The following is a 20,460-nucleotide window of genomic DNA, read 5'->3' as shown; positions in this document are numbered from 1 at the left end:
TGGTTGAATCGCTATCGGCAAGCGCCGAGCTGGAAATCTCACGCCGCTTGCGACAGCGATTTGTGGGCGTCGGCCAGGATTTCGAAGGACCTCACCCGAGCCGCATGATCGAATATCTGCGCGGTGACCATCAATTCGTCGGCGCCGGTGCGGCGAACGAAGGCGTCGATGCCTTGCCGCACCGTTTCCGGCGAGCCGACGACGGCGCAGGACAGCGCCTGGCCGAGCATGGACTTGGCCATCGGATCGAGGTCGCGGTCATAATTCTCGACCGGTGGCGGCAATTTTCCGGGGCGGCCGGTGCGCAGATTGACGAAAGCCTGTTGCAGCGAGGTGAACAGCAGCCGCGCCTCAGTGTCGGTCGGCGCGGCAAAGACGTTGAGGCCGAGCATGACATAGGGCTTGTCGAGCTGTTCCGACGGCTGGAAACGCGAGCGGTAGATTTCCAGCGCCTGGTCTAGCTCGGCCGGCGCGAAATGCGAAGCGAAGGCGTAGGGCAGGCCGAGCATGGCGGCAAGCTGCGCGCCATACAGGCTGGAGCCGAGGATCCAGACCGGCACGGTCTGGCCTTCGCCCGGCACGGCCCGCAGCCGCTGGCCCTCTTCCGCCGGCGGGAAATAGCCCATCAGCTCGACGACGTCCTGCGGGAAATTGTCGGCACCGGCCTCGAGATTGCGGCGCAAGGCGCGCGCCGTGTTCATGTCCGTGCCGGGCGCCCTGCCGAGACCGAGATCGATGCGGCCGGGGAACAAGGCGGCCAGCGTGCCGAACTGCTCGGCGATGACCAGCGGCGAGTGATTGGGCAACATGATGCCGCCGGCGCCGACGCGAATGGTCTTGGTGCCGCCCGCGACATGGGCAATGACGACCGAGGTGGCGGCACTTGCGATGCCCGGCATGTTATGATGCTCGGCCAGCCAATAGCGCTTGTAGCCCAGCCGCTCGGCATGGCGGGCAAGATCGAGCGAATTGGCCAGCGACTGCGAGGCATCGCTGCCTTCGACGATCGGCGACAGGTCGAGGACGGAAAGGGCTGCCATGTCAGGTCTCCACGAGGTTTATCTCAAGCACCCTGCCTCGAAGGCCGTGCGGTCGGGAATGAGGATGCCAAGCCGCCCCCGAGCGCATCGGCAAATCCGCTGGCCGCGGCCATGCGTTTCTGCTCGGCGGGGCTGCCGCGATGATGGACAGGAAATGCAAGCCCGGATCTGTCGACGCCAAATGTTGGCGACGCGCCCAGCCGCGCATCGCGCAAGCCGGCATGGCCGATGCGAGCGAAACAGTCGTCGAGGTCGAAGGAAGCATCGCTCATGGGAAGGGCACCGGCCATTGGACCGGCCGGATATAGGCATTCGAGCCAGGCGCCGCAAACCAGACGCGCGGCTTTATGCCGGAGCCTTACCTTCCTCGGTGGCCTCATCTTCCACCGCCGAGAGATGTTGTGCCGCCAGGAAGTTGCCGACATGGCTCAGACCATCGAAGTGATCGCAGAACACCTTGATGAGGACCAGCAGCGGCACCGCCATCAGCGCGCCGACAAAGCCCCATAGCCATGACCAGAAGGCAATGGCGATGAAGATCGCCACGGCGTTGATCTCGAGCCGCCGGCCGACAACCATCGGCGTTACGAATTGGCCTTCGACGATGTCGCACAAAAGCAGGAAGGCAGGCGCCAACAACGCATAGGAGATCGTGTCGAAGCTGATCAGCGCGATGATCGTGACCACGATGAGCGTGATCATGGCGCCGACATAGGGCAGAAAATTAAGCAGAGCGGCCGTGGCGCCCCAGACGAGCGGGTTGGGCATGCCGAGTGCCCACAGACCAAGGCCAATGATCGTGCCGAGGCCGATATTGATGATGGTGACGGTGAGCAGATAGTGCGAGATTTCCCGTTCCACGTCGTAAACGACCCGCAGCGCCCGCTTCTTCTCGGTGAGGCTGGCGAAGGACTGGATGATCTTTTCATAGAACATCGTGCCTGAAGCGAGCAGGAACAGCGACAGCACGAAGATGATGGTCAGGCTTGTTCCCGCCGAAAGAATGTTCGAGGCCGCCGACGACAGGAAGCCAGACTGGGCTACCGCGACTTTCTGTATGCCCGGCTCCTGCGACGTCTCGGTGAGGCCTTCGATCTGATGTGTAACCTCCATGATCCTCTCGAGCGGAGGTCGCAAATGCGCCAGCCGCTCGGTCAGCCGCTGGCCGATCGACGAAGTGTTGTTGATGAGATCGATCACCGGGCCGCTCAGCAGGTAGCCGGCGCTGGCGAAGAGGCAGAGGGACAGAAGCACCAGAAGCGTCGCCGAAATCACCTCGGGTATGCCGCGCTTGCGCAGAAGCCTGACGATCGGCGTCAGCGTCAATGCCAGCAGAAAGGCCAGTATGACCGGCATGAAGAAGGCACGGGCGAAATAGAGCGCGTAGATGGCCATGAAGATGAAGATGCCGACGAGCAGCGAGCGTATCAGATGCGTGTCGGCGCGGGCGGCGAGGCGCGCCTCTTCTGCTTCGGAAACGCCCGCGACCGAAGCGGTGGGGTCAGCTTTCATCACGGTCCCTCGGCGGCGCACCGCAATTGGCGCAACCGCTGAGAAAACGCCCCTGCCGGTCCAAGGTTCCGTGAGCCGGCGTTGACGGCGAGCCCACGAGGCCCGCCGTCGCGGTTATTGTTCCCGCGCAATTTTTCGCGGAAGTGCAATACTACGCGGCAGGCGCCGGGGCCGGGACGGCGTCAGCCGTTTCCTTGCGCACGATCGGCGCCACCCTGGTGCCGTAGAGTTCAATCGCCTTCATGATCTTGGCATGCGGCATGATGCCGATCGCCATCTGCAGCAGGAAGCGGTCGTTGCCGAAGATCTTGTGCTGGGCGACGATCTTCTCGGCCACCTGCTCGGGATTGCCGACGAACAAGGCGCCGCCCGGGCCGCGTGACTGGTCGAAATGCGCCCGCGAGGTCGGCCCCCAGCCGCGCTCGCGGCCGATGCGGTTCATCACCTCGGCCTGTGGGCCATAGAAATCGTCGGCCGCCTTCTCGGTCGTGTCGGCGATGAAGCCGTGGACGTTGATGCTAGTGGCAAGACCCTTCGGATCGGCGCCCGCGCGCCTGGCGGCCTCGCGGTAGAGGTCAAACAGCGGCGCGAACCGCGCCGGCTCGCCGCCGATGATGGCGAGCGCCAGCGGCAGGCCGAGCGCGCCCGCGCGGGCGGCGGACTGCGGCGTGCCGCCGATGGCGATCCAGATCGGCAGTTTTTCCTGCAAGGGGCGTGGGTAGACGCCGCGATCGTTGATCGGCGCGCGCAGATTGCCCGACCAGGTGATCTTCACCTGATCGCGGATGGCGAGCAGCAGGTCGAGCTTTTCGGCGAACAGCTCGTCATAATCCTCAAGATTGTAGCCGAACAGCGGAAAGGACTCGATGAACGAGCCGCGCCCGGCCATGATTTCGGCCCGGCCGCCGGAAAGAAGGTCGAGCGTGGCGAATTGCTGGAAGACGCGGACCGGATCGTCCGAGGACAGGACAGTGACGGCGCTGGTCAGTTTTATGCGTTTGGTGTGCTCGGCCGCCGCGGCCAGAGCCACGACAGGCGCGGACGCGGCATAGTCCGGCCGGTGATGCTCGCCGAGGCCGAAAACGTCGAGGCCGACCTGATCGGCCAGTTCGATCTCCTCGATCAGGTTGCGCAGCCGCTCGTGCGGGCCGATTGCGCCGGGGCCCGGCTGCGGGCTGACGTCGGCGAAAGTGTAGAGACCGAGTTCCATCTGGTGTCATCCTGGCGTTTGATTTTCGCGCTAGAGGTAGCGATCAGCCCGTATCACCACCAGAGGGTCTGACTGCGAACAGTGCGTGTCCGTTTCGGCCGCGAAGGCGTCTCCCGGCTGCAACAGCACGGAATTTCATGGCTGGCATACCGTTTTGGCGCTTGAACTCCCGGTTTTCGCGCGTATGTAAGCGTCGCGAATTGACTTCAGGGAAGTGGACTTGGCTATCTACAGGGAAAAAGACATTTTCGAGCGGCGCAACGCCGCGAACGAGGCAAAGAAGGCGCTTCTGGAGCGCTTCAAGTCGAAGCCGGCGGCGGACGATCCCGCAGTGCTGGCGCGACAGGCCGAACGCAAGGCTATCCTTGCGGCGCGTGAGATACGCGAGGCCGAGAAGGCGAGGCTGAAGCAGGAAAGGCTGGCACGCGAGGCAATCGAGAAGGCCGAGCGCGAGGCCGCAGCCGAAGCCGCGCGGATCGCGGCCGAAGAGGCGGCGCAGGCGGAAGCCAGGATTCGGGAAGCCGAAGAGGCCGAGCGTATCGCGCGTCTGCTGGCCGACGAGGCCGAGCGCAAGGCGAAGCGCGACGCGCGCTATGCGGCGCGCAAGGCGCGCACCGGCAGGACACCGCCAGGCTTTACCGGCCGCTAGCCTCAGACCGCCGGAGCAATCTGCTTCGAGGATCAGGGTCGCTGCGAAGCGGCCCTGCATGCGTTTGTCCGCGCGCCAATTCATGCGATTGCCGACGCCGTTCGTGATACGACTTTCGCGGAATTGCTCTGTTTGCTTCGACGCAATTCCGGACGGAAAACCGCTTCGCACCTTTCCTGGATTGCTTTACGCCGCGAATTTCAGCCCCATAATGCCACAGACGATGAGTGCGATGCAGGCGAGCCTGATCACGGTCGCCGGCTCGCCGAGCAGCCAGATACCGAGCAGCGCCGTGCCGACCGTGCCGATGCCGGTCCACACCGCATAGGCGGTGCCGACGGGCAGCGCTTTCAGCGCCAGTCCAAGCAGCGAGAGACTGACGATCATCGAGGCGACCGTGAGCACGGTCGGGACGAGCCGGGTGAATCCGTCGGTGTATTTGAGGCCGATTGCCCAGCCGATCTCGAACAGGCCGGCGAAAAACAGAAAAATCCATGACATGGGGAACGCTCCATCCAAGCATCGCACCAATGTCCGTTTCAAGACGATGCAATGCGCGATCGACCGAGCACCGCGGCAGCCGATGCCCTATCAGACAGTGGGCGGGTCGTCCCGACCGGATTTCAGGAGATGTGGGGTCGTCCCCGCACCAGATATAGGGTGTCTTAACGCCCGATCAACAAACTGCCGGCGGTGTTCCGAACGCCGCCGGCGAACTCCATCCGAGGCACGCGACTATTTTTCCTTGAGCCTCGTTGCCTTGACCGGCGGCGTCTTGAGCGTGGGAGCAGCGGCCGGCTTCTTGGCGTCCTTCTTTGGCTTGCGGGCCTCCTTGCCTGCCTTCATCGCACCTTTTGCCATGATTCGTTCCTCCAGTTGCGGGAAGTGAAGTGAAACAAGAGAAATGCCTCTAGGCAAGGGCCGTTCGCGGTCACGGCCGCGAAAACCGGCAACCTGTTTCGGCGGCCTTATGAATCCGAACCGGCGCGCAGCGACTTGAACGGACGGGGTGTTGGTGCGTCGCGATGGCCGCGGAATTTCGGCGGGCCCGCAGCATGATCTCAAGGAAATCGGCTCCCACTTTTCCTGCAATTACTCTAGACTTCGCGTGTCGGACAGGACGACAGGGAAGCAATGGCGGGGCATGGCGGCTCTCGAACGGTCATTTACGCGGCGCTCGCCGGCAATCTCGCGATCGCGCTGACCAAATTCGTCGCAGCCTTCTTCACCGGCAGTTCGGCGATGTTTTCGGAAGGCGTGCATTCGCTGGTCGATACCGGCAATGGCAGCCTGCTGCTTTATGGCATGCATCGCGCCGCACGCCCGGCCACCCGCGCGCATCCGCTCGGCCATGGCCGCGAGCTCTACTTCTGGAGCTTCATCGTGGCGCTTCTCGTCTTCGCGCTCGGCGCCGGCGTATCGTTCTACGAAGGCGTGACGCACATCATTGCGCCCGAACCGGCCGCCAATGTCAGGGTCAACTATATCGTGCTCGGCCTGTCGTTTCTGTTCGAGGGCAGTTCATGGCTGGTGGCGCTGAGGGAATTCCGCCGGCAGAAGGGCCAGCAGGGCTGGCTGCAGGCCGTGCAATCGAGCAAGGATCCAAGCGTCTACACAGTGCTATTCGAGGACAGTGCCGCGCTTCTCGGCCTGATCGTCGCCTTTGCCGGCATATTGGCGGCGGAGATTTTCGAGATGCCGGAACTGGACGGCGCCGCCTCGATCGGCATTGCGCTGATCCTGGGTGCGACCGCGGCCTTCCTGGCGCGCGAGAGCAAGGGGCTGCTCATCGGCGAGCCTGCTTCGCCCGCGGTGCAGAAAGAAGTGCTGGCGATCGCGCAGCAGGATCCGGCGGTGCAGCGGGCGAACGGCGTCCTGACGGTCCACCTGGGGCCGGAAGAAATCGTTGCCGGCCTGAGCATCGAATTCGAGGACCATCTGTCCGCGCCGGAAATCGAAGCCTGCGTCGAGCGCCTCGAAGCGCGGCTAAGGAAGGAAATGCCCGAGATCACCCGGCTGTTCGTCAAGCCGCAGACGACAGGCACCTGGGAACAGCGGCGCAAGCTGATCGAATCGGCATCCGAGTAGAGTTTTGAGCAGGTCTCGAAACCACATTCCACTCCTCGGGATTATGTCTTGGACCAGCGTCGCGTCGTTGCCTTGCGACGCTGCGCCGCTAAAATCAGCCGATCGAGTTTTGGAGGACTGATTATGAAGATCGACGGCGGCTGTCATTGTGGTGCCATCACCTATGAGGCGGAGGTCGAACCGGAAAAGACCTCGATCTGCCATTGTACCGATTGCCAACAGTTGACCGGTACGGCCTTTCGCGTCACCGTTCCGGCGCCTGAAGATCACTACCGGGTCACAAAGGGTACACCGAAGGTCTACATCAAGACCGTGGCAAGCGGCGCCAAGCGCGTCCAGGCCTTTTGCGCCGACTGCGGTTCGCACCTTTACGCCACGTCGGTCGGAGATGGCCCAAAGGTCTACGGCATTCGAGTGGGAACCGCGCGGCAACGCCAGGATTTGATTCCGACACTGCAAAAATGGCACCGCTCGGCGCTTCACTGGCTACCTGAATTTCACGGCATGACCACAGTGGAGGAGCAGTAGCGCCGTCCGGTGCGGCGCCTCATTCGTCGCCTTCGACGACCCTCAGCCTGAGCTGGCCGGTCTTTGAATCGGCAACGCGTGGGGAATCGACAACGCGCGGGCCGGGTTCCGGCTTCGCAGGGGCTGGTGACGCCATGTCAGGGTGGGCATCGCCTCCGGGCTGCGCCCCAAACTCCAGAGCTTCGATCTTCTGGCCGCGTTTGGTCACCTTCGACGTCGAGACGAGGATGTCGTCTATATCCTTGGCCGACTGGGCAAAATGGCCCTGCAATTTGCGCACCCGCTCGTCGACGCGCGAAACGTCCTCCATCAGCCGGATCACCTCGCCCTGGATCAGGTGTGCCTGCTCGCGCATACGGGCATCCTTCAGGATCGCCTGGATGACCTGGATCGACAGCATCAGGAGCGACGGCGAGACGATGACGACGCGGGCGCGGTGCGCCTTCTGCACCACCGCCTCGAAATTTTCGTGGATCTCGGCAAACACCGATTCCGACGGCACGAACATGAAGGCGGTATCCTGCGTCTCGCCCTGGATCAGATATTTATCCGCGATATCGCGGACATGCACCTCGATGTCGCGGCGGAAGGCCTGCGACGCGACCTTCTGCTGTTCGGCGCCTTCGGCGGCGCGGATGGCGTTCCAGGCTTCCAGCGGAAACTTGGCGTCGACGGCAAGCGCCGGCGCGCCGTTGGGCATCTTCACCAGGCAATCGGGACGGCTGCCGTTGGACAAGGTCGCCTGGAACTCGTAGGCGCCGTGCGGCAGACCGTCGGCGACGATCGCTTCCATGCGCGACTGGCCGAAGGCGCCGCGCGTCTGCTTATTGGAGAGGATCGCCTGCAATTGCACGACCTGGCCGGCGAGCGACTGGATGTTGCCTTGCGCGGTGTCGATGACGGCCAGCCGCTCCTGCAATTTGGCCAGGCTCTCATGAGTGGATTTGGTTTGCTCGGTCATGGTCTGGCCGAGGCGGCCGGTCATGGCATCGAGGCGCTGGCCGATCGATTGCGTCAGTTCCGCCTGCCGCGCGCCGAAGACTTCCGCGATGGCGCCCATGCGGCCCTGCATCTCGGCTTGGCTTTGCAATATGCCGGCCATCCGCGCCTCGGCGTCGCGGGCATGGTCGGCGGCTTCGGCAGCGGCCACGGCGCGCGCCTTGGCCGAGCGCCACAGCGCGACGACAAGCGCCACGAACAGGCCAAGAAACACAAAGGCCCCGAACGCCAGCGCATGGCCGAGCGTGATCGTGGTCGCGCCAAGCCGGGCGACAGGTTCCGAAAGGATGGATGTCAGGTCGTTCATGCACACAGCATAGACGATTCGGCCGGCCAGCACAGATCAAAACGTGAACGATCCCCCGGCGTACCGGTTGACGCCCTTTATTCAAGGTCTTAGGTGAGACGCCATGCCGATCAAGCCGCTCATCATTCTTCCCGACCCCATCCTGCGCCAGGTTTCCAAGCCGGTGGAGCGCGTCGACGCGCCCTTGCGCAAACTGGCCGACGACATGCTGGCGACCATGTATGACGCGCCCGGCATCGGGCTGGCCGCGATCCAGATCGGCGAGCCGCTGCGCATGCTGGTGATCGACCTCGCCAAGGAGGACGAGACGCCGGCGCCGCATGTCTTCATCAATCCCGAAATCCTGGAAAGCGCCGACCAGCGCTCCGTCTACGAGGAAGGTTGCCTGTCGATTCCCGACTATTATGCCGAGGTCGAACGCCCGGCTTCCGTGCGGGTCAAGTATCTCGACCGCGATGGCAAGCTGCAGGAAATGGAGGCCGAGGGGCTGATGGCAACCTGCCTGCAGCATGAGATCGACCATCTCAACGGCGTGCTGTTCATCGACCACATTTCGAAGCTGAAGCGCGACATGGTGGTGAAGAAGTTCAAGAAGCTGGCCAAGGACAAGGCTCCGGGCAAGCTGGTGGGATAGGGGACAATGCCCCTTCGCGTCATTTTCATGGGGACGCCGGAGTTTTCCGTGCCGACATTGCGCGCGATTGCCGATGCCGGACATGAGGTCGCGGCCGTCTACACGCAGCCGCCGCGAGCCGCCGGCCGGCGCGGCCTTGAGCTGACGCCGTCGCCGGTACAGCGCGAGGCGGAACGGCTGGGCATCGAGACGCGCACGCCGACGTCGCTCAAGGGCGAGGCCGAACAGGCAGCTTTTCGCGCGCTGCAAGCCGATATCGGCGTGGTCGTGGCTTACGGCCTGCTGCTGCCCAGGGCGGTGCTTGAGGCGCCGCGACTGGGCTGCATCAACGGCCATGCCTCGCTGTTGCCGCGGTGGCGCGGTGCGGCGCCCATCCAACGGGCGATTATGGCGGGCGATAGCGAAACCGGCATGATGGTCATGCGCATGGAAGAAGGCCTCGACACCGGCCCGGTGGGGCTGGTTGAAAAATGCGTCATCGAACCCGATATGACCGCCGGCGATCTGCATGATCGATTGATGAGCGTCAGCGCCGCACTGATCGTGGAAGCGCTGGCGCGGCTGGAAAGGAATGGCCTAGCCTTCACCGCCCAAGCGGTTGAGGGGGTGACCTATGCCAAAAAGATCGGTAAATCCGAGACGCACGTGGATTGGACGCGACCCGCGGCCGAAGTCCACAATAATATTCGCGGCCTGTCGCCCTTCCCCGGCGCCTGGTGCGAGGTTGAAATTGGTGGCCGGGTGGAACGGCTGAAACTGCTTCGCTCGACGCTTGCGCAAGGCATGGGCGAACCGGGAGGAATTCTCGACGACCGCCTGACGGTCGCCTGCGGAGCGGGCGCGATCCGGCTGGTCGAAGTTCAACGGGCGGGCGGAAGGCCCGCCGCCGCGCAAGAATTCCTGCGCGGGACCAAGATCGAAAAAGGAATGAAATTGTCATGAGCATGATGTCGATACGCGCGGCGACGCCGCGGGATCGCGAGGCCATCCGCCTCGTCGAGGAACACGCTTTCGGCCAGCAGGCGGAGGCCGGGCTGGTTGACGCGCTGGTTTCCGGCGGCGACGCCGTTGTCGAACTGGTGGCGGAAGAAGACGGGCAGGTGGTTGGCCACATCCTGTTTTCGCGGCTTTTCGCCCGCACCGGCGGCAAGGATTTCCCGGCGGTGGCACTGGCGCCGCTGGCGGTGGAGCCCTCCTTTCACGGCACCGGCATTGGCGGCGCGCTGATCCGCGAGGCTCACATTCGCCTGCGCGACGCCGGCGAGATGCTGGCCGTGGTGCTGGGCGACCCCACCTACTACGGCCGTTTCGGCTACAGCCACGCGCGCGCCGAAGGATTCGAGAGTGAATACCAGGGCGAGGCGCTGCAGGCGCTGGCCTGGGGCGACGCTCCCGAAACCGGCCGGCTGGTCTACGCCTCAGCCTTCACCGCACTCGCCGCCTAGTCGTATAGCCGCCCGGCATGCCGCGTTTTCGCCTCGACATCGAATATGACGGCAGCCTGTTTGCCGGCTGGCAGCACCAGGCGGACCAGCCTTCGGTGCAGCAGGCGATCGAGCAGGCGATCGAAAAATTCTGCGGCCAACAGGTCCGCTTGCGCGCTGCCGGCCGTACCGATGCGGGCGTGCATGCGACGGCCCAGGTGGCGCATGTCGACCTGGCTAAGGCCTGGCCGGACGACAAGGTGCGCGACGCCGTCAACGCGCATCTGCAGGCCGCCGGCAACCGCATCGCGATCTTGAAAGCAACGACCGTCGTCGACGGCTTCGATGCCCGCTTCTCGGCCATCGGCCGTCACTACCTCTACCGCATCCTCAACCGGCGCGCGCCCTCGGCGCTGGAAAAGGGCAAGGTATGGTGGGTGCCGAAGCAGCTCGACGCCACTGCCATGCACGAAGCCGCCAAAGTGCTGCTTGGACGGCACGATTTCACCACCTTCCGTTCCACGCAATGCCAGGCCGAGAGCCCGGTGCGCACGCTCGACCGTCTTGACGTCAGCCGTTCGGGCGACATGATCGAAGTCAGAGCCTCGGCGCGTTCCTTCCTGCACAACCAGGTGCGCTCGATGGTCGGCTCGCTCAAGCGCGTCGGCGAAGACGCCTGGACGGCCGGCGATCTCAAGGCGGCGCTCGAGGCGCACGACCGCGCCGCCTGCGGTCAGGTGGCGCCGCCCGACGGGCTTTTTCTGGTCGGCGTCGATTATCCCGGATAGAGTCCCGAAAGGCTCTGAGCTCCGGTGTCCGGAACCGTGATGCCAAGCAGTGCCTGCAGCCCGAACAGCACGATCAGCGAAGCGATGAACATGCCAACGAAGACAGCGGTCCCGATTGCGGCACCCCTGCCGATGGTCGCGTTGGTCATGCGCCAGGTCAGCACCATCGACAGCGCGAACAACAGCAGCGACACAAGGCTGGAGATCTGGCTCGCCGAGGTCAGGAAAAGCCTGATCAGCGCGGACGGCAGCATCAGCCAGGCCGTGATGGCCGAAGCCCAGTTCGAGGCCACGACATAGTGCACGAAGCGGCCGCCGATGCCGGCGCGCGGCGCGACCAGAGCGAGTGCGACCAGAGGCAGCACCCAGGAACCGATATCGACTGTCGCCAGCCGCAACAGCATGCTGAAGCGGCCCGCGAAGGCATCGGGATCGCCGATCTCGTTGGCGATGCCGACCCAGCCGACGATCAATGCCGGCGCCGCGACGACGATGGCGAAAAAGGAATTCCAGAAACCATCGGCAGACAGGTCGAGCAGACGCAGGCCATCGGCCCTGCCGAGCATCAGTCGCCAGGCGCCGGTCAGCGAAACTTGGGTCTCGTCCGCCGAAAGCATGCTGCTCAGTCCTGTCCGAACCAGTCTTCGATGAAGCGCTGATAGATTTGCGTCAGCGTCTCGAGATCGGCAAGGGCGACGCGCTCGTCGACCATGTGCATGGTCTTGCCGACCAGGCCGAATTCGACCACCGGGCAATAGTCCTTGATGAAGCGCGCATCCGACGTGCCGCCGGAGGTGGACAGCGCCGGTTCTCTGCCGACCACCGCCTTGACCGAGCCGCTCAATGTCTCGATCAGCCTGTCGTCGCGGGTCAGGAAGACATGGCTCGGCCGGTCGCGCCAGACGAGTTCGTAGTCGACCGGCATCTCCTTGCCGGGCCGGTATTTCTTGCGGCCCGCCGCCTGGTCGAGACGGTTGTGGATTTCGGCCTGTATGGTCTCGGCGGTCCAGCTGTCGTTGAAGCGGATGTTGAAGGTGGCGGTTGCCTTGGCTGGAATGACGTTGGTGGCCGGGTTGCCTACGTCGATGGATGTCACCTCCAGATTGGTCGGCTGGAAATCCTTCGTGCCCTCATCGAAGACGGGATGCAGCAAAGCATCGACCAGGCTCATCAACCCGCGTACCGGATTGTCGGCAAGCAAGGGATAAGCGACATGGCCTTGGCGGCCATTGACGGTGATGTCGCCCGACAGCGAGCCGCGCCGGCCGATTTTTATCATGTCGCCGAGCGCAGCCGGGTTGGTCGGCTCGCCGACGATCGATGCGTCCCATTTCTCGCCCCTGGAAGCCGCCCATTCGAGCAGCTTCGTGGTACCGTTGATGGCCGGGCCTTCCTCGTCGCCGGTGATCAGCAGCGAGACCGAGCCCTTCGGGCCGCCATTCGCCTCGACATGGCGCGCTACCGCGGCGATGAAACAGGCGATGCCGCCCTTCATGTCGACCGCACCCCGGCCATACATCTCGCCATTGGCGATCTCGGCGCCGAAGGGCGGATGCGTCCAGGCGGCTTCGTCGCCGACCGGCACCACGTCGGTGTGTCCGGCGAACATCAGATGAGGGCCATTGCCGGAGCGCCTGGCATAAAGGTTCTCGATATCGGGCGTGCCGTCTTCCGAAAACACCGGGCGATCGACGAGGAAGCCGAGCGGTTCCAGCATCGTCTGCAACGCGGTCAGCGCACCGCCTTCGGCCGGCGTCACGGAGGCGCAACGGATGAGGGCGGCGAGGTTTGCGGCGGGATCGGTCGGCAGCGTCATGGCAAAAGCGATAGTCGAAAGCTGAAGGCCTGTCACGGCCAGACGTAGGGGCCAGTCCTATGACCGGCGATACCGCCGACATTATGGTTTTCATGTCGTATAGTCGTGGGCCCCGTGCGGAGCGACAGGATGGCAAACGGGGGCAAGAGAATCGTCATTGCCGGCGCCGGCAGCATCGGCTGCTATGCCGGCGGCTGTCTGGCGCTCGCCGGGCGCAAGGTCATCCTGCTGGCCCGGCCGCGCGTCGAGGCGGCTCTGCGGCAAGGCGGATTGCGGATCAGCGACCTTGAGGGCCGCGATCGAGGCCTCGAGCCGCAAGCGCTTGCCGTCACCACCGAACCAGCCGCTGCCTTGCCGCAGGCGGGCGTGATCCTGGTCACCGTCAAGAGCGGCGCGACGCGGGAGATGGCTGCGCTCATCGCCGCCCACGCCCCGCCGGACGCCGTGGTGGTGAGCCTGCAGAACGGCATCGACAATGCCGACAGGCTGCGCGCCGGTGTCGGCGGGCGACCAGTGCTGGCCGGCATGGTGCCGTTCAATGTCGTGCAATCGGCCGACGGCGAATTACCGCTGCGTGTCCACCGCGCCAGCGACGGCAAGGTCATGATCGAGGACAGCGATGCCGGTCTGATCAGCCTTATCGGCGTCGAAGGGTTCCGGGTTGAAGTCCATGCCGACATGAAAGCCGTGCTGTGGGGCAAGCTTTTGATGAATTTGAACAATGCGCTGGTGGCGCTTTCGGGCCTGCCGCTGGCGAGCGAGCTTGCCGACCGGCGCTGGCGGCTGATCCTGGCAAGACAGATCGACGAGGCACTCCAGGCCATGAAGGCGTCGGGCATCGAGCCGGCGCGGATCGCCGGCTTGCGGCCGGCGCTGTTGCCGATAGTGCTCCGCCTCCCCGATTGGCTATTCAGGCTGCTGGCGCGGCGGATGCTGGCCATCGACCCGGAGGCGCGTTCCTCCATGTGGGACGATCTGCAGCGCGGCCGGCCGACGGAGATCGGCGATTTGCAAGGCGCCGTTCTTCGCCTGGCGCAAGAAGCGGGCACGCCGGCGCCGACGGTCCGACGAATCATCGCCCTGGTGCGTGAAGCGGAAGCGGCCGGCCGCGGATCGCCCGGTTTCGGCGCGGATCAGGTCGCCGCGCCTGAAGCGCGTCGCGTCTGAATGAATTCAGGCGACGCGGATCAGGCCTTCATTTTCATGCATACCGTCAGTAGCGCATCGCGATGATGGGCGCTCAGGGTTCGGCCGGTGCATTGGTGCGCTTGCCATAGCGGTTGGGTCCGGGCTTGCCCGGAAACAGGCAAAGCACGACGAAGGCGACGATCGAGACGACCGGCACGAACAGGATCAACGCCGCGATGCCGGGCTTGTCGAGGTCGTGCAGCCGCTTCACCGCCAGTGCGATGTTCGACCACAGCGAGGCGATGAAGGCGATGAAGAAGACGAACGACCACATGTTGCTCTCGGGCGAGCCTTCCGGCACCAGCGTGAAACGATAGAGCGGGAAGGCCTGGATGATGGCCACGAGCAGCCCACCAAGAAAATAGGCCGCGCGGCTGACGCGGCCCGATGTCTTGAAGAAAAGCCAAGTAAGGTTGGATCTGTCAGGCAAGCGGGTCCCGTCCATATTGATTGACACCCTGGGCGCCTTCGAGAACGCCGAGACCGATCAGCGTCCACCAGCCCGACTTGTCGCGGTCGTGCCAGCGTTTTCCATAGAGAGCAATCGCGAAATAGATCGACGCCAGCGCGACGAGCATGCCGATGATGCCGATCCTGCCGCCGCCTGCGGTCGTGAAGCGCGTGCCGAGAATCGCATCGAGAATGAAGGCAACAATACCGATGACGATGAATATATCGATGCCGGCCCAGAACTTGGCGTGATCGATGCGGCCGTCGAAGCTCGTCAGCAGAGATTTCCAGTCCATGTCACCCCTCCATGCTGAACCGGCGCGACCGATCGTCGCGCCCGCGGAAGGTGCGCCCGCTTTCCAAAAAGATCAATCGCGCAGCAATTCGTTGATCGACGTCTTGGACCGGGTTTTGGCATCGACCCGCTTGACGATGACCGCGCAATAGAGACTTGGACCCGGCTCATTGTTCGGAAACGGCTTGCCAGGCAGCGAACCGGCTACGACGACGGAATTCGGCGGCACATCGCCGTAGAAAATCTCGCCTGTGGCGCGGTCGACGATCTTGGTCGACTGGCCAATGAAGACGCCCATGCCGAGCACCGAGCCCTCGCGCACGATGCAGCCTTCGACCACTTCCGAGCGCGCGCCGATGAAGCAATTGTCCTCGATGATGGTGGGACCGGCCTGCATCGGCTCCAGCACGCCGCCGATGCCGACGCCGCCCGACAGGTGCACATTCTTGCCGATCTGGGCGCAGGAGCCCACCGAAGCCCAGGTATCGACCATGGTGCCCGAATCGACATAGGCGCCGACATTGACGAAGGACGGCATCAGCACGGCGCCCGGCGCGACATAGGCCGAGCGGCGCACGACCGACGACGGCACGGCGCGGAAACCGGCCTTCTCGAAATCGACGGCGCTCCAGCCGTCGAACTTCGACGGCACCTTGTCCCACCACACGGCCTGGCCGGGACCGCCCTTGATGATCTCCATCGGGTTCAGCCGGAAGGACAAAAGGACGGCTTTCTTCAGCCATTGGTTGACATGCCACTGGCCATCGGCCTGGCGCTCGGCAACGCGGGCGGTGCCGCGGTCGAGCAGATCGAGCGCCGACTGGATGGCATCGCGTGTCTCGCCTCTGGTCGCCGTCGAAATCGCGTCACGTTCCTCGAAGGCCTTGTCGATGGTCTTTTCGAGGCTCGCCAGATCCGGCTTCGACATGAATTCGCTCCATTACCAGGCTGTTAAGGGGCTGAGCCTTAACCTGTTTTGAAAATCGCGCGGACCCTATGTGAAGGCAGAGTAGGGGTCAATCGCGACCGCGCCATGGGACGGCGCAAGTGAATGAAATGGACGGACCTGACATCATGACACCCATGGAAAAGGCGGGCTGGACGCCGCTGCCGCATTCGGACGAGGATCTGGAGCGGGCCAGGAGCGTGCCGGACACGCCGCAGACGCGCGCCGAGACCTACCGCCTGGCGTGGAACGATCCCGCCTTCATGACGCGGCGCGAATTGCGCGCGGTCAGGCTTCAGCTCGAACTCCTGAAGCCGGAGATGATCCTGGCCGAGCGCGGTATCCGCTCGACCGTGGTCCTGTTCGGGGGCGCGCGGCTGCCTGAACCCGGCGGCGAGGCCTGGGCGGCCAAAAACGAGACGCAGAAGAAGAACCTTGAGGAAAACAGCAAATATTACGAGGAAGCGCGCAAATTCGCCCGCCTCTGCTCGCAGCAATCGGCCAGTTCATATTACCGCGAATATGTCGTGGTGACCGGCGGCGGGCCCGGCGTGATGGAGGCCGGCAATCGCGGCGCCGACGATGTCGGCGCGCCCTCCATCGGCCTTAACATCGTTCTGCCGCACGAGCAGGCGCCCAACGCCTATGTGACGCCGGAACTCTGTTTCAACTTCCACTATTTCGCCATCCGCAAGATGCATTTCGTCATGCGCGCCAAGGCTGTCGCGGTGTTTCCCGGCGGCTTCGGCACGATGGACGAATTCTTCGAGACGCTGACGCTGATCCAGACCGGGCGCATGGAGCGCGTGCCGGTGATCCTGTTCGGCAAATCCTTCTGGAAACGGGCGATCGATCTCGACTTCCTCGCCGAGCAAGGCACGATCAGTCCCGGCGACCAGGACATCATCGATTTCGTCGACACCGCCGACGAGGCCTGGGGCATCGTCAGCCGGTTCTATAAGTTAGGGGAGTAAGGGAATAGGGCAGTAAGGCAGTATATCTAGAATCAAGGGCTGAGAGCGCCCCTCATCTTCCTACTGCCCTACTGCCCTACTGCCCTACTGCCCTACTGCCCTACTGCCCTACTGCCTTATCCCCACGACTATCTCCGTCAGAAACCCGGCCAAATCGTCGGTGACGAAGTCGACATCATCTTCCTGCGCCGGATCGCGCTCCCAGATTTCGGAGAATGTCGGCTCGAAATTGCGCGGCACCACCAGGACCGTCGTCATGCCCAGTGACTTCGGCACGGACAGGTTGCGCGCGAGATCCTCGAACATCACCGCATTGTGGCCGGTGACGGCGTGAAGTTCGGCGAATTTCTCGTAGGTCTGGCGCGCAGGCTTGGGGTTGAGCCCGGCAGCGACGATATCGAAGATGTCGTCGAAATGATCAAGGATGCCAAGCTGGCGCGCAGTGCGCTCGGCATGCCTGCGGTCGCCGTTGGTGAAGATGAACTTGCGGCCGGGAAGCTGGCGAATGGCGGTGCCGAGGACGGGATCCGGCACCAGCCAGGAATAGTCGATGTCGTGGACCTTCTCGAGGAAATCGTCGGGGTCTATGCCATGGCGCGTCATCAGCCCGTTCAGTGTCGTGCCATATTCCCGATAAAGTTCCTTTTGCAGCTTGCGCGCGTCCTCGCGCGGCAGCGACAGCAGTTCCCCGACATAGGCGGTCATCTTGACGTCGATCTGCGAGAACAGATTCGAATGGTGCGGATAGAGCGTGTTGTCCAGGTCGAACACCCAGTCGGTGACATGGGCGAAGCGAGCGGGTTCGGGGTGTGTAGCCATGCGCCCCTTATGGCACGAAACGGACAATCTTGAAGGGGCTTTATCCACAACTTCTACGGGCCGAAAGTAGCAGAAACAGTCTCACCATTCAAATTTTAGGCATCCTGGAAAGGTGGCCTTCAGGGCTTGCTGGCACAGAGGCGGTCCAGTGGGAGCCAGCGATGAGCAGTATAATTCTGAAGTCCGCCACCATTGCTTTCGTCTCTGTCGCGGTTTCGCTCCTTCTGACCCTGATCATCGTCCCCGCCATGGGATTCCCGGTCAACCGCATGATCTGGCTGACCTCGACATTGTGTCCGCTGGTCCTTGCATGGGCGGCCTGCGCAAGCACGTTCTGGCACAGCGACAGGCTGAAGTCGGCGCATCGCGACCTTGCCCGCACCCATGCCCAGCTTGCCGCAGCGCATCGCCGGCTGGCGGAAAAGGCCAGCCGCGACGACATGACGGGCATGCTCAACCGGGAAAGCTTCTTTGCCGTGCTCAACGGATCCCGGCACAAGCCCGATCGCGGCGCCTTGCTGATCATCGATGCCGACCATTTCAAGATGATCAATGACAGCTTCGGCCATCTGACCGGCGACGACGCGCTGCTGCTGATCGCCAGCGCAATCAAGCGCGGGGTGCGGGACGGCGACGTCCTCGGCCGCATCGGCGGCGAGGAGTTCGGCGCATTGCTGGCCGGAGCCACGGAACGGGAAGCCAAGCGCGTCGCCGAGCACATCCGCCGCGAGGTCGAGCTGATCCGCTTCCGGCCCGTGGACGAGCGGACCATTCCGCTGACCGTCAGCATCGGCGGAACCCTCTGCGACGAAAGCGCCAGCGTGTCGGAGCTGATGCGGGCCGCCGACCGGCGCCTCTACCAGGCCAAACATCGGGGACGCAACCTGGTGATCCTCGACACCGACATCTCCGAGGCGGCCTGAACGGGCCGATCCAGCATATCGGCCTGTTAAGGAGTCTCTAACCCTGTTTGCACTCGGCTGCGCATTGTTCCGGCTTGCAACCAGTTTTGGCACGCTTCTGGCTTCGATGATGAAGCATGTGCCGTTCAGGGACCATGCCTGGATGTTCAGGGAACATGCCTGGATAGAGACCCCGTCGAGAGACCTGTCATGAGTTTCCTTATCAAGAAGATATCGCGCCGAATGATCATGCAGACGCTGATCGCGGTGCCTGCCCTGTCGCTGTTCCGCAAATTGCCCGATGCGGGTTCTTCCGAAGCCGCCCCCGATGAGATCGTCGAGGTCAATGGCTGGATCCTGAAGCGGAGCGACCTGGCATGATCTTCGACAGTTATGAGGCGTTTCGCGCCGCGAATTTCACGCCCAGGGTCTGCGTTCTCGGCTCCGGCCCGGCCGGCACCACGATCGCCAGAAAGCTTGGTGCCGCCGGCATACCGGTCGTGGTGCTGGAGGCCGGCGGCAGAGAGTTCAGCGACACCTCGCAGGATTTCTACCGCGGCACCACAGTCGGCGATTTCTATTTCGATCTCGATATCACCCGGCTGCGGTTCATGGGCGGCAGCTCGAACCACTGGGCCGGCTGGTGCCGCGTGCTCGACAAACAGGATTTCGAGCCGAAGGCGTGGGTGCCGGACACGGGCTGGCCGATCCGGCGCAGCGACATCGAACCGTATCTGAGCGAAGTGCGCGACATCCTGGAACTGCCAGATTTCCGGCCGGACGCGCCGATCTCGGACGACATCCGCTGGGTGCAGCTGATCAAGAGCGGTGCGGTGCGCTTCGCTGAAAAATACGCCGACGAGCTCGACAAGAGCAGGAACATCGCTGTCGTGCTCAACACCTGCGCCACCGAGCTTGCCGGCGACGGCAGACGCGTGACCGGCGCCAGGCTGTGGTCGCAGGGGCAGGATGCCGGCTTCTTCAGCGCCGATTATTTCATCGTCTGTACCGGGGGGCTGGAGAATTCGCGGCTGCTTTTATGGTCGAACCAGCGCTCCAATGGCGGCGTCGTGCCGAATGCGACGGCACTTGGCCGCTACTGGATGGAACACCCGACCTTCCAGGGCGGCAACGCCATCCTGTCCGACTATGGCGCATTCGAGGTCGATGCGGTGAACGAGGCCTTCTTCTCGCCGATGCCGGCCGCGATGGAGCGGCTGCGGATCATGAATTTCGGCATCAGGCTGATCGAGACGCCCTATCCCGGCGTCAAGGACCTGATCGCGGATCTCGCCTGTACGGCGCCCAACATGGCGGAGTGGCTATCGGGCAGGCTCAACCAGGAACCTGCGCTGCGCGGCCCAACTCTATGTAGCCTGGGAGCAGGCGCCGCTGGCCTCGAACCAGGTCGAGCTGTCGAAGACCGTGGTCGACCACGCCGGCGTGCCGCGCATCGAGCTGCACTGGAAGAAATCGGACCTGGAACGCCGCACGCTGCTCGAAGGGCTGAGGCTTTTCGGGACGACGCTAGCCCAGAAGAACCTGGGCCGGGTGCGTATAGCCGACTGGATTTCGAGTGGCGGCGACTACCCAACGGACGAGGAGACGGCCGGTCACCATCACATGGGCGGCACGCGCATGGGCACCGATGTCGCCAAGAGCGTCGTGGATGCCAATTGCAAGGTGCACGGGATGGACAATCTCTATGTCGGCGGCTCCTCGGTGTTCTGCACCTCGGGCCAATGCAACCCGACGACGACGATCACGGCGTTGGCCTGCCGGCTCGGCGAGCATCTCGGCAAGGTGGTCACCGCCTGATCGTTCCGCAGCCCCGCGAAATCACCTCATCCCGGCAAGGCCGCGTCACATGATGGCGCGGCCGCCGGAGCGG

The 20,460-nt window shown here is 63.8% G+C and carries 24 protein-coding genes and 1 pseudogene; 12 read left to right on the top strand and 13 right to left on the bottom strand.

Translation table 11 applies throughout. The annotated features are described in order from the left end of the window. Positions 1-38: 38 nt before the first annotated feature. The 4 genes from ACIU1A_RS29140 to ACIU1A_RS29125 all read right to left on the bottom strand — a co-directional run bounded on the left by ACIU1A_RS29140 (position 39) and on the right by ACIU1A_RS29125 (position 3,762). Positions 39-1,040 carry an LLM class flavin-dependent oxidoreductase gene (locus tag ACIU1A_RS29140; protein WP_404925900.1) on the bottom strand — a complete coding sequence of 334 codons (1,002 nt, stop codon included), beginning with the start codon at positions 1,038-1,040 and terminating at the stop codon, positions 39-41. Positions 1,041-1,063: 23 nt separating this feature from the next. Beyond that, positions 1,064-1,312, bottom strand: a complete 249-nt coding sequence (locus ACIU1A_RS29135; RefSeq protein WP_140524216.1) for a hypothetical protein — start codon at positions 1,310-1,312, stop codon at positions 1,064-1,066. Positions 1,313-1,385: 73 nt separating this feature from the next. Continuing rightward, on the bottom strand, positions 1,386-2,552 hold the full coding sequence (locus ACIU1A_RS29130; RefSeq protein WP_404925899.1) for an AI-2E family transporter: 1,167 nt from the start codon (positions 2,550-2,552) through the stop codon (positions 1,386-1,388). 151 nt (positions 2,553-2,703) lie between these two features. Further along, positions 2,704-3,762, bottom strand: coding sequence for an LLM class flavin-dependent oxidoreductase (locus tag ACIU1A_RS29125; RefSeq protein WP_140563643.1), 1,059 nt, complete (start codon positions 3,760-3,762; stop codon positions 2,704-2,706). Between the two features lie 220 nt (positions 3,763-3,982). Between ACIU1A_RS29125 and ACIU1A_RS29120 the strand changes: the two genes are divergently transcribed. Further along, the gene (locus tag ACIU1A_RS29120) at positions 3,983-4,411 is read left to right on the top strand and encodes a DUF6481 family protein (protein WP_140551615.1); all 429 of its coding nucleotides are present in this window, start codon (positions 3,983-3,985) and stop codon (positions 4,409-4,411) included. Positions 4,412-4,597: 186 nt separating this feature from the next. Here the strand turns inward: ACIU1A_RS29120 and sugE are convergent, their stop codons facing one another. Together sugE and ACIU1A_RS29110 are read right to left on the bottom strand one after the other, a co-directional pair. Next, positions 4,598-4,912: a quaternary ammonium compound efflux SMR transporter SugE gene (gene sugE, locus ACIU1A_RS29115; RefSeq protein ID WP_140524218.1), complete on the bottom strand. Its 315-nt coding sequence runs from the start codon at positions 4,910-4,912 to the stop codon at positions 4,598-4,600. A 234-nt stretch (positions 4,913-5,146) separates the two neighbouring features. After that, positions 5,147-5,272: a hypothetical protein gene (locus ACIU1A_RS29110; protein ID WP_404925898.1), complete on the bottom strand. Its 126-nt coding sequence runs from the start codon at positions 5,270-5,272 to the stop codon at positions 5,147-5,149. Between the two features lie 273 nt (positions 5,273-5,545). Between ACIU1A_RS29110 and ACIU1A_RS29105 the strand changes: the two genes are divergently transcribed. Both ACIU1A_RS29105 and ACIU1A_RS29100 read left to right on the top strand, forming a co-directional pair. Continuing rightward, positions 5,546-6,499: a cation diffusion facilitator family transporter gene (locus ACIU1A_RS29105; RefSeq protein WP_140524219.1), complete on the top strand. Its 954-nt coding sequence runs from the start codon at positions 5,546-5,548 to the stop codon at positions 6,497-6,499. Between the two features lie 123 nt (positions 6,500-6,622). After that, a complete protein-coding gene (locus ACIU1A_RS29100; RefSeq protein ID WP_404925897.1) occupies positions 6,623-7,027 on the top strand; it encodes a GFA family protein in 405 nt (134 codons plus the stop codon). Between the two features lie 19 nt (positions 7,028-7,046). On the opposite strand, the gene ACIU1A_RS29095 is transcribed toward ACIU1A_RS29100, so the two are convergent. Continuing rightward, positions 7,047-8,333: a DNA recombination protein RmuC gene (locus ACIU1A_RS29095; RefSeq protein ID WP_404925896.1), complete on the bottom strand. Its 1,287-nt coding sequence runs from the start codon at positions 8,331-8,333 to the stop codon at positions 7,047-7,049. A gap of 103 nt (positions 8,334-8,436) precedes the next feature. On the opposite strand from ACIU1A_RS29095, the gene def reads away from it, so the two are divergent. From def to truA, 4 genes are read left to right on the top strand one after another with little or no spacing between them, the layout of a single operon-like run. Continuing rightward, positions 8,437-8,967: a peptide deformylase gene (gene def / locus ACIU1A_RS29090; RefSeq protein WP_056573548.1), complete on the top strand. Its 531-nt coding sequence runs from the start codon at positions 8,437-8,439 to the stop codon at positions 8,965-8,967. A gap of 6 nt (positions 8,968-8,973) precedes the next feature. Then, positions 8,974-9,909: a methionyl-tRNA formyltransferase gene (fmt, locus tag ACIU1A_RS29085; protein WP_404925895.1), complete on the top strand. Its 936-nt coding sequence runs from the start codon at positions 8,974-8,976 to the stop codon at positions 9,907-9,909. Continuing rightward, positions 9,906-10,412 (top strand): GNAT family N-acetyltransferase, encoded by a 507-nt coding sequence (locus tag ACIU1A_RS29080; protein WP_140514323.1) that lies wholly within the window; start codon positions 9,906-9,908, stop codon positions 10,410-10,412. Before fmt ends, ACIU1A_RS29080 begins: the two co-directional genes overlap by 4 nt. A gap of 17 nt (positions 10,413-10,429) precedes the next feature. Then, entirely contained in the window at positions 10,430-11,179 is a 750-nt protein-coding gene (gene truA, locus ACIU1A_RS29075; protein WP_404925894.1) for a tRNA pseudouridine(38-40) synthase TruA, read from the top strand. On the opposite strand, the gene ACIU1A_RS29070 is transcribed toward truA, so the two are convergent. Beyond that, positions 11,167-11,796 (bottom strand): transporter, encoded by a 630-nt coding sequence (locus ACIU1A_RS29070; protein ID WP_140514320.1) that lies wholly within the window; start codon positions 11,794-11,796, stop codon positions 11,167-11,169. The genes truA and ACIU1A_RS29070 overlap by 13 nt on opposite strands. 5 nt (positions 11,797-11,801) lie before the next feature. Further along, positions 11,802-12,995, bottom strand: a complete 1,194-nt coding sequence (gene dapE / locus ACIU1A_RS29065; RefSeq protein ID WP_404925893.1) for a succinyl-diaminopimelate desuccinylase — start codon at positions 12,993-12,995, stop codon at positions 11,802-11,804. A 129-nt stretch (positions 12,996-13,124) separates the two neighbouring features. Between dapE and ACIU1A_RS29060 the strand changes: the two genes are divergently transcribed. Continuing rightward, on the top strand, positions 13,125-14,162 hold the full coding sequence (locus ACIU1A_RS29060; RefSeq protein ID WP_404925892.1) for a 2-dehydropantoate 2-reductase: 1,038 nt from the start codon (positions 13,125-13,127) through the stop codon (positions 14,160-14,162). 73 nt (positions 14,163-14,235) lie between these two features. Here ACIU1A_RS29060 and ACIU1A_RS29055 read toward each other — a convergent pair whose 3' ends face one another. The 3 genes from ACIU1A_RS29055 to dapD all read right to left on the bottom strand — a co-directional run bounded on the left by ACIU1A_RS29055 (position 14,236) and on the right by dapD (position 15,856). Beyond that, a complete protein-coding gene (locus ACIU1A_RS29055; protein WP_224646216.1) occupies positions 14,236-14,613 on the bottom strand; it encodes a DUF805 domain-containing protein in 378 nt (125 codons plus the stop codon). Continuing rightward, a complete protein-coding gene (locus ACIU1A_RS29050) occupies positions 14,606-14,929 on the bottom strand; it encodes a DUF805 domain-containing protein (RefSeq protein ID WP_404925891.1) in 324 nt (107 codons plus the stop codon). Before ACIU1A_RS29050 ends, ACIU1A_RS29055 begins: the two co-directional genes overlap by 8 nt. A gap of 72 nt (positions 14,930-15,001) precedes the next feature. Next, positions 15,002-15,856 carry a 2,3,4,5-tetrahydropyridine-2,6-dicarboxylate N-succinyltransferase gene (gene dapD / locus ACIU1A_RS29045; RefSeq protein ID WP_404925890.1) on the bottom strand — a complete coding sequence of 285 codons (855 nt, stop codon included), beginning with the start codon at positions 15,854-15,856 and terminating at the stop codon, positions 15,002-15,004. A 146-nt stretch (positions 15,857-16,002) separates the two neighbouring features. Here dapD and ACIU1A_RS29040 point away from each other — a divergent pair, with 146 nt between their 5' ends. Continuing rightward, a complete protein-coding gene (locus ACIU1A_RS29040; RefSeq protein WP_404925889.1) occupies positions 16,003-16,848 on the top strand; it encodes an LOG family protein in 846 nt (281 codons plus the stop codon). A 108-nt stretch (positions 16,849-16,956) separates the two neighbouring features. Here the strand turns inward: ACIU1A_RS29040 and ACIU1A_RS29035 are convergent, their stop codons facing one another. Continuing rightward, the gene (locus tag ACIU1A_RS29035) at positions 16,957-17,667 is read right to left on the bottom strand and encodes a pyrimidine 5'-nucleotidase (protein ID WP_404925888.1); all 711 of its coding nucleotides are present in this window, start codon (positions 17,665-17,667) and stop codon (positions 16,957-16,959) included. 161 nt (positions 17,668-17,828) lie between these two features. Here ACIU1A_RS29035 and ACIU1A_RS29030 point away from each other — a divergent pair, with 161 nt between their 5' ends. The 3 genes and pseudogenes from ACIU1A_RS29030 (at position 17,829) to ACIU1A_RS29020 (ending at position 20,387) form a co-directional block, all read left to right on the top strand. Then, positions 17,829-18,590, top strand: a complete 762-nt coding sequence (locus tag ACIU1A_RS29030) for a GGDEF domain-containing protein (protein ID WP_404925887.1) — start codon at positions 17,829-17,831, stop codon at positions 18,588-18,590. Between the two features lie 189 nt (positions 18,591-18,779). Continuing rightward, a complete protein-coding gene (locus tag ACIU1A_RS29025) occupies positions 18,780-18,950 on the top strand; it encodes a hypothetical protein (protein WP_181165184.1) in 171 nt (56 codons plus the stop codon). Next, a pseudogene (locus ACIU1A_RS29020) lies at positions 18,947-20,387 on the top strand (GMC oxidoreductase). The gene ACIU1A_RS29025 and the pseudogene ACIU1A_RS29020 overlap by 4 nt, the downstream one beginning before the upstream one ends. The last annotated feature ends 73 nt before the right edge of the window (positions 20,388-20,460 follow it).

The organism is Mesorhizobium maamorense (assembly GCF_044998965.1).
Lineage (GTDB): Bacteria > Pseudomonadota > Alphaproteobacteria > Rhizobiales > Rhizobiaceae > Mesorhizobium.
This window is presented reverse-complemented; position numbering and strand designations above follow the sequence as displayed.